Consider the following 14,088-nt stretch of genomic DNA (forward strand, 5'->3'; position numbering starts at 1 on the left):
GCGTCGCTGCGTTGTCAGCAGCAGAGAAACGAGATTATGCAGAACATTTCGCTTCTCGTCAACAGGTTGTCAGCACTTTTTTGCTGCGGCTCCAGCACCGCAGCGCCTTCGCCTTCCCCGCCAACCCCGCCGCCGTTCGGCTGCGAGGGGGCGAATATTAAGGGAGGGCGCGGCCGAAGGCAAGCAAATTAAGTAAAAACCCGAATTCGGCCTTGAAGTGCTTCAAAGACAACAAATGTCGCACCGGTGACAGCATCGGCGGAACGCTTCGCCTAAGCTGGCGCCCCATACCTATAAGAGAAGCACCCCTGACTACGATTCAGTCAATCAGTCGAAGGAGACAAACATGACGCTGATCCCGAACGCCGGCCTGTCGCTGGTCACTGGCGCCACCGACGTGCCGCTGTCGGACCAGACCATCGCCGAATTGCTGGCCGCCACGGCGGCGGCCCACCCGGACGCAGAGGCCGTCGTCTTCCGCGAGCAGGGAATCCGCTGGACCTGGCGCCAGTTCAGCGAGCAGGTCGACCGCCTGGCCACCGGCCTGCTGGCGCGCGGCATCGCGCGCGGCGACCGCGTCGGCATCTGGTCGCCGAACCGGCAGGAGTGGCTGGTGACCCAGTTCGCCACCGCCCGCATCGGCGCCATCCTGGTCAATATCAACCCCGCCTACCGACTGGCGGAACTGGAGTACGCGCTGAACAAGGCCGGTGTCCGGATGCTGATCACGGCCCCGCGCTTCAAGTCGAGCAACTATATCGAGATGCTGCAGAAGCTGGCGCCGGAGCTGGCCGACAGCCAGCCAGGCGCGCTGCGAGCGGCTCGGCTGCCCACGCTGCAATGGGTCGTGCGCATGGGCGAGGAGGACACCGCCGGCATGCTGCGCTATGCCGAGCTGCTGTCCCGGCCAGATACCGGTGCGCTGGACGCCGCCGGCTCGGCGCTTGGCCCGCAAGATCCGATCAATATCCAGTTCACCAGCGGGACCACCGGCAACCCCAAGGGCGCGACGCTGACGCACCACAACGTGGTCAACAACGGCCGCTTCGTGGCGATGGCCATGCGGCTGACCGACCGCGATTCGCTGTGCATCCCCGTGCCGCTGTACCACTGCTTCGGCATGGTGCTGTCGGTGCTGGCCTGCGTCAGCGTCGGCGCGCGCATGATCTTCCCCGGCGAGGCCTTCGATCCGCTGGCGACCATGCAGGCCGTGCACGAGGAACGCTGCACCGCCCTGCACGGCGTGCCGACGATGTTCATCGCCCAGCTCGATCACCCCGAATTCGCGAGATTCGACTTCACCTCGCTGCGCACCGGCATCATGGCCGGCGCCCCCTGCCCGATCGAGGTGATGAAGCGGGTCATCAAGGACATGCATATGGCCGAGGTGACGATCGCCTACGGCATGACCGAGACCAGCCCGGTCTCCTTCCAGAGTGCGACCGACGACCCGCTGGAGAAACGCGTGGCGACGGTCGGCCGAGTCCAGCCGCATCTGCAGTGCAAGATCGTCGACGAAACCGGGCAGGTCGTGCCGGTCGGCGCCACCGGCGAGCTGTGCACCCGCGGCTATTCGGTAATGCTGGGTTATTGGGAGGACGAGGCCCGCACGCGCGAGACGATCCGCGACGGCTGGATGCATACCGGCGACCTGGCGACGATCGACGAGCAGGGCTATTGCAATATCGTCGGGCGGGTCAAGGACATGGTGATCCGCGGGGGCGAGAACCTGTATCCGCGCGAGATCGAGGAATTCCTGTTCCGCCATCCAAAGGTGCAGGCGGTGCAGGTGTTCGGCGTGCCCGATCCGAAGTACGGCGAGGAGCTGTGCGCATGGATCGTGCTCAAACCCGGGCAGAGCGCGACCGAGGACGAGATCCGGGAGTTCTGCCGGGACCAGATTGCGCACTACAAGATCCCGCGTTATGTTCGTTTCGTCGACGACATGCCGATGACGGTCACCGGCAAGGTGCAGAAGTTCGTGATGCGGGAGACCATGATTCGCGAACTGGGACTGGAGCCGGCAGCGACCGCCTGACCGTTCGCTGCGCCGTGACGGCCGGCGCTTCGGCGTCGGCTGCCGCCGTCCCCACCGCAGACCGCAGACAGGAGCGCCCGCCATGGCCGTCCACATCGTCAGGCTCGGAACCCCGCGCAGCGCCGGCGAAGGCCTGCGCATCGGCACGGTGCGCCGGCCGCCTCGAGGCGTGCCGCGCAGCGAATACGCCAGCCGTGACTTCTACGATGTCTGGTTCCCGCTGCTGTCGCCCTCTCCGGAACTGGTCGCCGAAGCCAAGCACGCCCAGGAAGAGGAAGACGACAAGGCCTGGCGCCATTTCGAGCGGCGCTTCCAGGCCGAAATGGCCGAACCCGAGGCCAGCCGCACGCTCGACCTGCTGGCCGCGCTGTCGCACCAGACCAATTTCGCGATCGGCTGCTATTGCGAGGACGAGCAGCGCTGCCACCGGTCGATCCTGCGCAAGCTGCTGGCCAAGCGCGGCGCGGCGTTCGCCTAGGTCGTCTCCCTGAAGGAGGCTGGCGGGCCCGCGACGCCAAAGCGGTGGAGCCGGCACGGAGTGGCCCAGCCGGTGCGGAGTGGCCCAGCCGGCACGGAGCGGCCGAGCCGGTGCGGAGTGGCGGGGACCGCGGTAAGCGGCGAGAGCGGCGGCACGCCCCGCGGACCTGCGGTGACGGCGGGCAGCCCTAGAGCAGCCGCGGCCGGCGGCCAGCGGCCAGCGGCCAGCGGCCAGCGGCCAGCGGCCACGCTATGATAGGCGCCTTGCGCACCACGCCGTTCTTTGCGACTCGCCATGCGGGCTGCGCCCACAGGTCCCGCGGATCCGTACGTTGATCCGTCCGCTTATTGCCCGCTGACTTGCCCGCTGACTTGCCCGCTGACTTGCCCGCTTATTTGCCCGCTTATTTGCCACTACGCCCATGGCATTGAACCTGGTCTGGCTGTCCTTTTTCCTGTCCGCCTTCGCCATCGGCTGCGTGCGGCTGGCACATGGCGATGCCGCCATCTTTCCGGCCATGCTGGCGAGCCTGTTCGACAGCGCCCGCACCGCCTTCGAGATCTCGCTGAGCCTGGCCGGCATCATGGCGCTTTGGCTCGGCATCATGCGGGTCGGCGAGCGTGGCGGCGTGGTGCAGGGCTTCGCGCGCGCGGTCAATCCGGTGCTGCGGCACCTGTTTCCCGGCGTCCCGCAAGGCCACCCCGCCCAGGGCGCGATGATGATGAACGTCTCGGCCAATATGCTGGGCCTGGACAATGCCGCGACGCCGCTGGGCCTGAACGCGATGCGCGAGCTGCAGACGCTGAGCGACAAGCCCGACACCGCGACCGATGCGCAGATCATGTTCATCGTGCTCAATACCGCGGGGCTGACGCTGATTCCGACCTCGGTGATCGCGATGCGGCAGGCGGTCGCGCTGAAGCAGGGTCTGGTCGGCTTCAACGCCGCCGACATCTTCCTGCCGACGCTGCTGGCGACCGGCGTGTCCTGCCTCGCCGGGCTGGTCGCGGTGGCGTGGACTCAGCGGCTCAATCTGCTCAAACCCGCCATCCTCGGCACGCTGGTGGCGATCGTGGCCGCGCTCGGCGGTCTGGCGGTCTGGCTGCGCCGCGCGCCGGCGCCGCAAGTCGACACCGTGACCGCGCTGGCGGGCAGCCTCTTTATCCTGGGCCTGATCGTGCTGTTCCTGCTGTGCGGGGCGGCGCGGCGGGTCAACGTCTATGAGGCCTTCGTCGACGGCGCCAAGGAAGGCTTCGGCGTGGCGGTGCAGATCATTCCCTACCTGGTGGCGATCCTGGTCGCGATCGGGCTGTTCCGCGCCAGCGGCGGCATGGACTGGCTGATGCAAGGCCTGGCGGCCGCCGTCGCCAGCCTCGGGCTGAATACCGACTTCGTGCCGGCGCTGCCGGTCGGCCTGATGAAGGTGCTGTCCGGCGCCGGCGCGCGCGGCCTGATGGTCGACGTCATGACGACCTACGGCGTCGACTCCTTCCAGGGCAAGCTGGCCGCGATCATCCAGGGATCGACCGAAACCACCTTCTATGTGCTGGCGGTCTACTTTGGCAGCGTCAATGTGCGTCGTACCCGGCATGCGCTGGGCTGCGCACTGTTCGCCGATGCGGTGGGCTTGGTCGCCGCCATCGGCATCGCCTACCTGTTCTTCCATTGATAGGACTGGGCTGGCGGCTTACGGGGACAGATTACTGTTGCACTGACACAACGAAATCGTACCGATTTCAGCTTTTTGGAACGCGGACCTTGGTGCGTCGCAACAAGCCGCGTATAGTGAAGTCTGTCTCCTCCACCACCTCGGTGGATTCCAGCCCGCGCACAACCTGCGCGGGTTTTTTTTCGTCCACATTTCGGCGCTTCCTGGCGGGGCGGCCTTACTCCGCTCCGACGCGTTGGTGCGCTGCAGCATCAACGAGTCGATGAAGTAAGCGAGCACTCGCCATCGAAGGGAAGCCCGCACGCGAAACAGGGGCCGGATCCCGATCCAGGACTCCCGGCTGGCGTGTGCCGCCCAATATCCTAGAATGGTCGTGACTCCCGTCCCTTTCCGGCCGAGGCACGCCATGCCTGAGATCCTGTTTCCCAGCAGCGTCCCCACCTACTGCGCAGCCAGCCTGACGCTGTCGTGCCCCGCCACCGTCAACGGCCAACCGTCCCGCTATTCGATCACCGCCGAAGCGCTCGAGTCGCATTTCGGCGCGCGCTCGCCGCGCGAGGAAGACCTGGTACGTGCCTTCACCGACCATCGGCCACGCATCGAAAGCATCGCGCAGTCGCTGTTCGAGATGACCCGTTCGCGCAATATCGTGCTGCGCAGCGGGCACGTCCGCTTCGTTCCCGAATCCTGATCCCGACGCGCTAATGGCATGGCGCTAACACGCCCGCCAATTAATTGACCGAACGGTCGGTTTATATATAATGCTTCCTACCGCCCGGCCCACGCACGGCCGGGACCCGCCAGAGGAGGCGCTATGTACACCCAAAGCCTGGACCTGCCCCAACAGCCCCTGTCGGCCGACGCGCAGCGCGCCGCCAACGAAGGCGCGCATGCCCCCAGCAACGCGGCCGAAAGCGCCGAGGCGCAGGCCGCGTTTGATGCGCGCCTGGCCGCGGACGGCAAGATCGAGCCGCAGGACTGGATGCCTGCCGCCTACCGCAAGACGCTGGTCCGCCAGATTTCGCAGCACGCGCATTCCGAGATCATCGGCATGCTGCCCGAGGGCAACTGGATCACGCGCGCGCCGTCGCTCAAGCGCAAGGCGATCCTGCTGGCGAAGGTGCAGGACGAAGGCGGCCACGGCCTCTATCTCTATTCGGCGGCCGAAACGCTGGGCACCTCGCGCGACGAGATGGTCGACGCCCTGCATCGCGGCAAGGCCAAGTATTCGTCGATCTTCAACTACCCGACGCTGACCTGGGCCGATGTCGGCGTGATCGGCTGGCTGGTCGACGGCGCGGCGATCATGAACCAGATTCCGCTGTGCCGCTGCTCCTACGGTCCGTATGCGCGGGCGATGATCCGCATCTGCAAGGAAGAGTCGTTCCACCAGCGCCAGGGCTTCGACGCGCTGCTGGCGATGATGCGCGGAACCGACGCGCAGCGCGAGATGGTGCAGGACGCGGTCAACCGCTGGTGGTTTCCGGTGCTGATGATGTTCGGCCCGCCCGATGCGGCGTCGACCAACAGCGCGCAGACCATGGCCTGGGGCATCAAACGGATCTCGAACGACGACCTGCGCCAGAAATTCGTCGATGCAACGGTCGAGCAGGCCAAGGTACTCGGCGTCTCGCTGCCCGACCCCGGCCTGCGCTGGAACGAGGAACGCGGCCACTACGACTACAGCCCGCTGGACTGGGACGAGTTCTGGCGGGTCATCAACGGCGACGGCCCGTGCAACCGCGAACGGCTGGCGACGCGCGTCAAGGCCCACGAGGACGGCGCCTGGGTACGCGAGGCCGCGCTGGCCCACGCCGCCAAGGTGGCACAGCGCGAAGCGGCGCAAGCCCGCGCCGCGGCCTGAGCCGCAACGGCTCCGGCAAGTGACCGCAAGCCGCCGACAGGAGACAAGCAAGATGACGCAAAAGGAATGGCCGCTGTGGGAAGTGTTCGTCCGCAGCAAGCAGGGCCTGGAACACAAGCATTGCGGCAGCCTGCACGCGGCCGACGCGCACCAGGCGCTGCGCATGGCGCGCGACGTCTATACGCGGCGCCAGGAAGGCGTGTCGATCTGGGTGGTGCCGTCGTCCGCGATCACCGCCAGCGTGCCCGACGAGAAGGCGGAGCTGTTCGACCCGATGGCCGACAAGATCTACCGGCATCCGACCTTCTATCAGCTGCCCGATGAAGTCAACCATATGTAAGAAGGGCCGCGCATGACCGCCACGCTCAGTCCCACCCCTTCGCCGCTGCTGTCCAACCTGCCGCTGGCGCGCACCGCCGGCTGGCAGTACGTGCTGCGCCTGGCCGACAACGCGCTGATCCTCGGCCAGCGCAACGCCGAGTGGTGCGGCCACGGACCCGTACTGGAAGAAGACATCGCGCTGGCCAATATCAGCCTGGACCTGATCGGCCAGGCGCGCCTGCTCTATGCGCGCGCCGGGGAACTGGAGGCCGAACTGACCGGCCGGGCGCGCCACGAGGACGACTACGCCTACTGGCGCGGCGAGCGAGAATTCCGCAACTGGACGCTGCTGGAGCTGCCGCACAGCGGGCCGCTGGCCGGCACCGCCTCGTCGGACCGCGACTACGCCGTCACCATCGTGCGCAACTTCCTGTACAGCGCGCTGATGGTCGAGCTGTGGAGCGCGCTCGAAGGCAGCCGCGACGCGGGCCTGGCCGCGATCGCCTCGAAGTCGATCAAGGAAGCGCGCTATCACCTGCATCACGGCGCCGACTGGCTGGTGCGGCTGGGCGACGGCACCGAGCTGTCGCACGAACGCACGCAGCGCGCGCTGGACCATCTGCTGCCCTATATGAACGAATGCTTCGCGCCGGACCCGGTCGAGCAGGAAGCGGCCGCGCAGGGCATCGCGGTGCTGACCGCGGAACTGCGGCCGGCCTGGCAGGCGACCGTCGAGCAGACCGTGGCCGAGGCCACGCTGACGCTGCCCGCCGCGACCGGCTTCGTGTCGACCGGCAAGCAGGGCCTGCACTCCGAGCATATGAGCTACCTGCTGGCGCAGATGCAGAGCCTGGTGCGCGCCCATCCCGGCGCGCACTGGTAACGGCGGACGCCGCGCATATCGAGGCCGATCCCATGCCAGCCACCTTGCCTCTCCCGGGCATGCACGCGGATTCCGACGCGGCTTCCCACGCGGATTCCCACGCAAACGGGCACCCGGACACCCGCCTGCACGCAGTCCACGCCGATGCCGACGCGCAAGCGCGCGTGGCCCGCGCCTGGACCGTGCTCGACGCGGTGCCCGATCCCGAGATCCCGGTGGTGTCGATCCGAGATCTGGGCATCCTGCGCGAGGTGGCGATCGCCGACGACGGCGCGCTGGAGATCGTGATCACGCCCACCTATTCGGGCTGCCCCGCGATGGCGGAGATCGCCGAGGACATCGGCCGCGCGCTCGACCAGGCGGACCTTGGCCCGTGGAAGATCCGCACCGTGCTGGCGCCGGCGTGGACTACCGACTGGATCACCGCCGAGGGCCGCGACAAGCTGCGGGCCTACGGCATCGCGCCGCCGGCGCGCTGCGCCGACCAGGGTGCGCCAACCCGGCCGCTGCGCTTCGTGCCGCGCCATCGCGCCACCGGCGAGACTGGCGCTACGAACGCTACGGGCGCCGTAGGTGCCACGGGCGCCAGGGCCACCGACAACGTCACCTGCCCGCACTGCGGCAGCCCCGACACCGAGCCGCTGTCCCAGTTCGGCTCGACCGCGTGCAAGGCGCTCTACCGCTGCCGCGCCTGCCGCGAACCGTTCGACTACTTCAAACCGTACTAGCCACCGTACCAGCCAGGCCGCCCGGCTCGCGCCGCGGCCCACCGTTCCCACGCCGCCATGACCCCTCAGTTCCATCCGCTGCGCGTGGCGCAGGTCCGCCCCGAAACTGCCGACACCGTCTCCGTCGCCTTCGAGGTCCCGCCCGCGCTGCGTGACGCCTACCGCTTCAAGCAGGGCCAGTTCCTGACGCTGCGCACGTCGATCGACGGCCAGGAGGTACGGCGCTCGTATTCGATCTGCTGCGGCGTGCAGGACTACGACCAGCAGGGCGAGCTGCGCGTCGCGGTCAAGCGGGTCGACGACGGGCTGTTCTCGAACTTCCTGCACGATGCGGTGGTGCCGGGCCACACGATCGACGTGATGACGCCGGACGGCCGCTTCCATGTCCCGCTCGACCCCGAGGCGGCGCGCCACTACGTCGCCTTCGCCGCCGGCAGCGGCATCACCCCGGTGATGTCGCTGATCCGGACCACGCTGGCGGTCGAGCCGAACAGCCGCTTCACGCTGGTGTACGGCAACCGCAATGTCGACAGCATCATCTTCGCCGAGGCGCTGGACGACCTGAAGAACCAGTACCTGTCGCGCCTGACGCTGTACCACGTGCTGTCGCGCCAGCCGCAGGAGGTCGACCTGCTGCATGGCCGGCTGGACCGCGCGCGGGTGCAGGCCTTCCTCGAGACGCTGATCCCGGTCGACGACATCGACGCGGCCTTCGTCTGCGGCCCGGCCTCGATGATCGACGACGTCGAGGCCGCGCTGAAGGACGCCGGCCTGGACCCGCACAAGATCCACGCCGAGCGCTTCGGCGTGCCGCTGGCGCAGCCGCGCCGCCAGCCCGTCAAGGTGACCACCGACGAGGCCGGCACCGCGCAGCTGGTGGTGGTGCTCGACGGCAAGCAGCACGCGATGCGCATCCCGCTGCAGGACGCCAACGTGCTCGACACCGCGCTGGCGGCCGGACTGGACCTGCCCTATGCCTGCAAGGGCGGGGTCTGCTGCACCTGCCGCGCCAAGGTGCTGGAGGGCAAGGTCGAGATGGAGAAGAACTACACGCTCGAGCCGTGGGAGATGGACAAGGGTTTCGTACTGACCTGCCAGGCCCGGCCGCTGACCGAGCGGGTAGTGGTCAGCTACGACGAGCGGTAGGTAGACCGGAAGAGAACCGCGGAACCTCGCCCGGGCCGAACACGTGACCGAACACGCTCGGCGGAGCGCATGACCAAACCCCAGCCGAACGCGCGGCGGCGCACGCACCGCCGCCGTCCCGCCGCGCTGCATGGTTAAAATGGCCGCTGCCTGAAACCGCGCGCCCGGGCGCCCCCGCGCAGATACCGCGCCGCCCCGGCCCGGATACTTCCCGGATAACTGCCCGGATACTGCCCGGATGCGGCGCCGCCCGCCGCCCGCGCGGTGCTGTTGAGCCGTCTTATCCATATACAATCACGGCCATGCAATACATCCACGTCGTCAACGGTGACATGGCGGGCAACACGCTGCGCCAGGCACTGGCGCAAGCCGCCCGTCCGGACCCCGTCGTCGTGCTGCGCGACGACCTGGCCGTCGGCCCGATCGCCGACGTGGACAGCAGCGGCCTGATCCGCTCCGGCTTCTGGCAGCGCGTCGCCCCGCACAGCGAGATCGACTTCGCCGCCGAGATGCGCCAGGCGCTGGACCAGCTGCAGGGCCTGCGCCAGAGCGAGCCCGAGGTCGCGATCTGGCACGGCCAGAGCGCCTCCGACCAGCTGATGCTGCGCCGGGTCGTATTCCACCTGTACCAGAGCCCGCAACGGATCAACGAGGTCGCGATGGACAGCCGCGAGCTCGACGGCACCACCCAGGGCAACCTGACCGCGATCGGCATGTATCCGGCCGCCCGGCTGGCGCGCCGCTTCTCCACCATCGCACCGGTCTCGGTGCTGCGGCTGGGCCGGCTCGGCTACGAGTGGCAGCAGAACGTCAAGGAAAACGCCGACGTGCGGCTGTGGAAGGGCAATACGCTGGTACCCGCGGCCTATCACTCGGTCGACGAGGTGATCCTGGAGCGCGCCCCGCTCGAATGGACGCCCGCGGCCCAGGTGGTCGGCAGCGTGATGGGCGCGATCGAGGGGCTGCTGGCCAGCGACTGGTTCGTGTTCTGGCGCTGCCGCGAACTGATTGGCGCCGGCCAGATGGTGCTGCGTGGCAATGCCGATTCGCTGCAGACCTGCGAGCTGCGGCGAAACCTGACGGCCGATTCCTGATGGCCCGTACCAAGGCGCCCGACTTCGAGGCCCAACGCGAACAGATCCTCGAGCTGGCCGCGGCGGCGTTTGCCGCCAGCAGCTATCCGAGCACGTCGATGGCCGACCTGGCCGCGGCCTGCGGCACCTCGAAGGCGCGGCTGTACCACTACTACGAGAGCAAGGAAGCGATCCTGTTCGACCTGCTCGATCGCTATACGCGCCGGCTGATGCTGATCGTCACCGAGGTCGAGGCCGAGGCCGAGCGCCAGGGCCACAGCGAGCGCGACAGCTTCGCCAATCTGATCCGCGCCTTCCTGGCCGAGTACGAGACCTCGCAGACCCGGCATATCGCGCTGATCAACGACGTCAAGTTCCTCGCGCCCGAGCAGCGGGACATCATCCTGAAGCGCGAGCGCGATGTGGTCGCGGCCTTCTCGCGCCAGTTGCGGCGGGCCTATCCGGAACGGGTCACGCGCGAGAACCAGACCGCGCTGACGATGACGGTGTTCGGCATGATCAACTGGACCTTCACCTGGCTCAAGCCGGGCGGCAAGCTCTCCTACGCCGACTTCGCCGAGATGGTGATCGACCTGCTGGCGGGCGGGCTGCCCGGACACGCGCGCGCCTGACGCCGCGGCGCTCCCGCGATAGAATGCCGCCTGCGCCGGGGACGACCCCGCGCCGCCGCGGCAAGCCGTTCCGGCTTCGAGATTCGATCCAGCGGCGCCCGACCAACCGGGGACGGCCCCGATGCCTCGACACCATCGCAGCCCACCATGCCCTGGATCTACGTTCTGCTCGCCGGCCTCACCGAAATCGCCTGGGCCACCGGCCTCAAATACTCCGAAGGTTTCTCCCGCCTGTGGCCATCGGCCTTCACCATCGTGACGATGGTGGTCAGCTTCTGGCTGTTGTCGCTCGCCATGCGCGCGCTGCCGCTCGGCACCGCCTACGCGGTCTGGACCGGCATCGGCGCGGTCGGCTCGTTCGCGGTCGGCATCCTGCTGTTCGGCGAATCGGCCAGCTTCTGGCGGCTGTTCAGCGCCGGCCTGGTGCTGGCCGGCATCGTCGGCCTGAAGCTGTCGTCGTAGCGGCGCGCGCGACACCGGCGGCGGCGGGGGCAGAGACACGCGCGACGGCGAGGGTGACAACGAAGGCGCCGACGAGGGCGGCGACCCCGGCGCGGGTCACGACCACTCTGCCTCCTCGCGCCGGCGTCGCTGCTCGCGGTCCTGCCTGAACATTTCCTCGAGCTCGTCGCGCGCCTGCCGCGCCAGCGACACCATCGTCTTCTGGTCGGTGTAGTGCGGGTAGAAGCGGTCGATCGCGGCGATGTTGTGGCGGCGGAATTTCATCGCCGCGGCGCGGGCCTCGGCCGGGTCCAGCCCCAACCCCTCGAGCACGCGCCGGCCCAGCATCAGCGAGCCCTCGAACATCTCGCGCTCGAACAGCTCGACGCCGCGGTCCTTCAGCAAATAGACGTGCGACACATGGCGGGCGCGGGCGTAGATGCGCAGATGCGGAAAGCGCTGGCGCACGCGGTCAATCAGCGCCAGGCTCTCGTCCATGCCGTCGACCGCGACCACCAGGATCTTCGCCTTCGCCGCGCCCGCGGCTTCGAGCAGGTCCATGCGCGTGGCATCGCCATAGAAGACCTTGAAGCCGAACTGCCGCAGGAAATCGATCTGATCGGGGTCGTGGTCGAGCACCGTCACGCCGATGCCCTGCGCATACAGCAGACGGCCGACGATCTGGCCGAAGCGGCCGAAGCCGGCGATCAGCACCGGGTTGTCCTGCGGTTCGATGGTCTCGTCCGCCCGCTGGCGCAGCTTGCCGGCCCGCGGCGCGACGATCTGGTCGTAGGCCAGCAGCAGCAACGGCGTGGTCACCATCGACAGCGCCACCACCAGCACCAGCAGCGCGGCGATGTTCTCGGGCAGCAGCCCGGCGGAGCGCGCCACGCCGAACACGACGAAGGCGAACTCGCCGGCCTGCGAGATCAGCAACGCAAACAGCAGGCGCTGGCCGCGCGCGATCTCGAAGCGGGGCGCCAGCAGCCGCAGCACCAGCACCTTGGCGCCGACCACCGCGGCGACCATCCCCAGCACCTGCCACGGCTGCTGCGCCATCACGCCGAAGTCGATCGACATGCCGACCGCCATGAAGAACAGCCCCAGCAGCAGGCCCTTGAAGGGCTCGATGTCGGCCTCCAGCGCGTGGCGGTATTCCGAGTCGGCCAGCAGCACGCCGGCGAGGAAGGTGCCGAGCGCCATCGACATGCCGACCGCTTCCATCATCGCGGCGATGCCGACCACCAGCAGCAGCGCGAAGGCGGTGAACATCTCGCGCATGCCGGTGCGGGCGATGAAGCGCAGCGCCGGACGAACCAGGTAGCGCCCGCCGATGACCACCGCGGCGATCACCGCCACCGCCTTGGCCGCGCCGATCCAGGCGTGGCCGTCGGCCGGCTGCGATCCGTCGAACGTCAGCATCGGCAGCAAGGCGATCATCGGGACCGCGGCGATGTCCTGGAACAGCAGGATGCCGAAGCTGGCCTTGCCGGCCGGCGTGGCGAACAGATTGCGCTCGCCCAGCGTCGCCAGCGCGATCGCGGTCGACGACAGCGCCAGGCCCAGCCCGGCCACCAGCGCGACCTGCCAGCTGGCGCCGAAGGCCGCGGCCAGCGCGCCGATCAGCAACGCGCAGCCGGCCATCTGCAGGGCGCCATAGCCGAAGATGGTCTGGCGCAGCGCCCACAGCTTGGTGGGCGCCAGCTCCAGGCCGATCACGAACAGCATCAGCACGACGCCGAATTCCGAGAAGCTCAGGATCGATTCGACGTCGGTGACCACCCGCAGCGCCCAGGGCCCGATCGCCGCGCCGGCGAGCAGATAGCCGAGCACCGCTCCCAGGCCGAAACGGCGCGCCAGCGGCACCGCCACAACCGCGGCGACCAGGAACACCAGCACCACGCGCAGCGCATCATGCGGATTCATGCGAGCTCCAGCCGGGCGGCCGCGGTGGCTGCGGTGGCCGCCTTGGTCGAGCCGCCTTCGTCGCCGTGGCCGAGCGCGGCCATGACCTCGGCGATCACGCGCTGCACACCCGCCTCGTCCAGCCGGTAGGCGTCGTGGATCGCGATCGGCGCGCGCCACGTCATGCCGCATTCCAGCGCCATCTGCTCCAGCGGCAACAGGAACGAGGACAGCGGATGCCGGTGTACGCCCTCCGCCGAGTAGGCCTCCTCGGTGCCGCGCGTGCTGGCCACCACCAGGCAGGACTTGCCGCGCAGCGCGGTGCCGCCCGGGCCGTGGGCCCAGCCGCGCTCGAGCACCTCGTCCATCCACAGCTTCAGCAGCGGCGGCACGCTGAACCAGAAGGTCGGAAACTGCAGCACCACGGTGTCGGCGCACGACAGCGCGCGCTGCTCGGCCACCACGTCGATGTCGTAGTCGGGATAGCGGGCATAGAGATCGCGCACGTCGACATCGGGCAGCGCGGCGAGCGCCTCGGCCAGCGGCCGGTTCACATGCGAGCGCTTCGCGCGCGCATTGGCATAGATCACAACGATGGGTCGGGCAGGCATGGTGTGTAGCAGGCGTTACTTTCAACGGCATGGCGGGATGGCGCGGAACGCTGCAACAGACTGCGGCGTTGCAACATTTCCACACCCGGGAATCGCCGGATAGGCAAGCAAGATATTGATTTTTAAGGGATTACTGGAATGTCAGTCCGGCCGTCCGGCGCTCTGCGACGCACCATGCTTACGCCAAACTGACAAATGCGCTACAATACTTTTCGCGTTGCCGCAAGATAGGATTTGCCCCATCCATTAGGAAATTGCATTCTGATGGTCTACTTTGACAAGTCTGCTTGCCGCGATGT

14 protein-coding genes are annotated in these 14,088 nt (G+C 68.2%); 12 read left to right on the plus strand and 2 right to left on the minus strand.

All coding sequences use genetic code 11. The annotated features are described in order from the left end of the window. The first annotated feature begins 346 nt into the window (after positions 1–346). The 12 genes from K7G19_RS13525 (at position 347) to sugE (ending at position 11,294) form a co-directional block, all read left to right on the plus strand. A complete protein-coding gene (locus K7G19_RS13525) occupies positions 347–2,038 on the plus strand; it encodes an AMP-binding protein (protein ID WP_226107695.1) in 1,692 nt (563 codons plus the stop codon). 82 nt (positions 2,039–2,120) lie between these two features. Next, positions 2,121–2,516, plus strand: coding sequence for a DUF488 domain-containing protein (locus K7G19_RS13530; RefSeq protein WP_149317581.1), 396 nt, complete (start codon positions 2,121–2,123; stop codon positions 2,514–2,516). Positions 2,517–2,937: 421 nt separating this feature from the next. Then, the gene (locus tag K7G19_RS13535) at positions 2,938–4,185 is read left to right on the plus strand and encodes a nucleoside recognition domain-containing protein (RefSeq protein WP_226107697.1); all 1,248 of its coding nucleotides are present in this window, start codon (positions 2,938–2,940) and stop codon (positions 4,183–4,185) included. 406 nt (positions 4,186–4,591) lie between these two features. Then, positions 4,592–4,876, plus strand: a complete 285-nt coding sequence (locus K7G19_RS13540) for a DUF1488 domain-containing protein (RefSeq protein ID WP_053822693.1) — start codon at positions 4,592–4,594, stop codon at positions 4,874–4,876. Between the two features lie 123 nt (positions 4,877–4,999). Then, positions 5,000–6,049 (plus strand): 1,2-phenylacetyl-CoA epoxidase subunit PaaA, encoded by a 1,050-nt coding sequence (paaA, locus tag K7G19_RS13545; protein WP_226107699.1) that lies wholly within the window; start codon positions 5,000–5,002, stop codon positions 6,047–6,049. A 52-nt stretch (positions 6,050–6,101) separates the two neighbouring features. Continuing rightward, on the plus strand, positions 6,102–6,389 hold the full coding sequence (gene paaB, locus K7G19_RS13550; protein ID WP_006579224.1) for a 1,2-phenylacetyl-CoA epoxidase subunit PaaB: 288 nt from the start codon (positions 6,102–6,104) through the stop codon (positions 6,387–6,389). Between the two features lie 12 nt (positions 6,390–6,401). Then, positions 6,402–7,253: a 1,2-phenylacetyl-CoA epoxidase subunit PaaC gene (paaC, locus tag K7G19_RS13555; RefSeq protein WP_226107701.1), complete on the plus strand. Its 852-nt coding sequence runs from the start codon at positions 6,402–6,404 to the stop codon at positions 7,251–7,253. Between the two features lie 164 nt (positions 7,254–7,417). Then, positions 7,418–7,981, plus strand: coding sequence for a 1,2-phenylacetyl-CoA epoxidase subunit PaaD (gene paaD / locus K7G19_RS13560; RefSeq protein ID WP_370639542.1), 564 nt, complete (start codon positions 7,418–7,420; stop codon positions 7,979–7,981). A gap of 57 nt (positions 7,982–8,038) precedes the next feature. Further along, positions 8,039–9,127 (plus strand): 1,2-phenylacetyl-CoA epoxidase subunit PaaE, encoded by a 1,089-nt coding sequence (gene paaE / locus K7G19_RS13565; RefSeq protein ID WP_149317577.1) that lies wholly within the window; start codon positions 8,039–8,041, stop codon positions 9,125–9,127. A 302-nt stretch (positions 9,128–9,429) separates the two neighbouring features. Continuing rightward, entirely contained in the window at positions 9,430–10,221 is a 792-nt protein-coding gene (locus tag K7G19_RS13570; RefSeq protein ID WP_149317576.1) for a DUF1835 domain-containing protein, read from the plus strand. Beyond that, positions 10,221–10,832: a TetR/AcrR family transcriptional regulator gene (locus K7G19_RS13575; protein ID WP_149317575.1), complete on the plus strand. Its 612-nt coding sequence runs from the start codon at positions 10,221–10,223 to the stop codon at positions 10,830–10,832. The genes K7G19_RS13570 and K7G19_RS13575 overlap by 1 nt, the downstream gene beginning before the upstream one ends. 147 nt (positions 10,833–10,979) lie before the next feature. Further along, a complete protein-coding gene (gene sugE / locus K7G19_RS13580) occupies positions 10,980–11,294 on the plus strand; it encodes a quaternary ammonium compound efflux SMR transporter SugE (protein ID WP_006578904.1) in 315 nt (104 codons plus the stop codon). A gap of 96 nt (positions 11,295–11,390) precedes the next feature. Here the strand turns inward: sugE and kefC are convergent, their stop codons facing one another. Then, positions 11,391–13,199, minus strand: a complete 1,809-nt coding sequence (gene kefC / locus K7G19_RS13585) for a glutathione-regulated potassium-efflux system protein KefC (RefSeq protein ID WP_226107703.1) — start codon at positions 13,197–13,199, stop codon at positions 11,391–11,393. Further along, positions 13,196–13,789, minus strand: a complete 594-nt coding sequence (locus tag K7G19_RS13590; protein ID WP_223819509.1) for an NAD(P)H-dependent oxidoreductase — start codon at positions 13,787–13,789, stop codon at positions 13,196–13,198. Before K7G19_RS13590 ends, kefC begins: the two co-directional genes overlap by 4 nt. Between the last annotated feature and the right edge of the window lie 299 nt (positions 13,790–14,088).

The sequence above is a fragment of the Cupriavidus sp. DB3 genome (assembly GCF_020418465.1).
Lineage (GTDB): Bacteria > Pseudomonadota > Gammaproteobacteria > Burkholderiales > Burkholderiaceae > Cupriavidus > Cupriavidus cauae.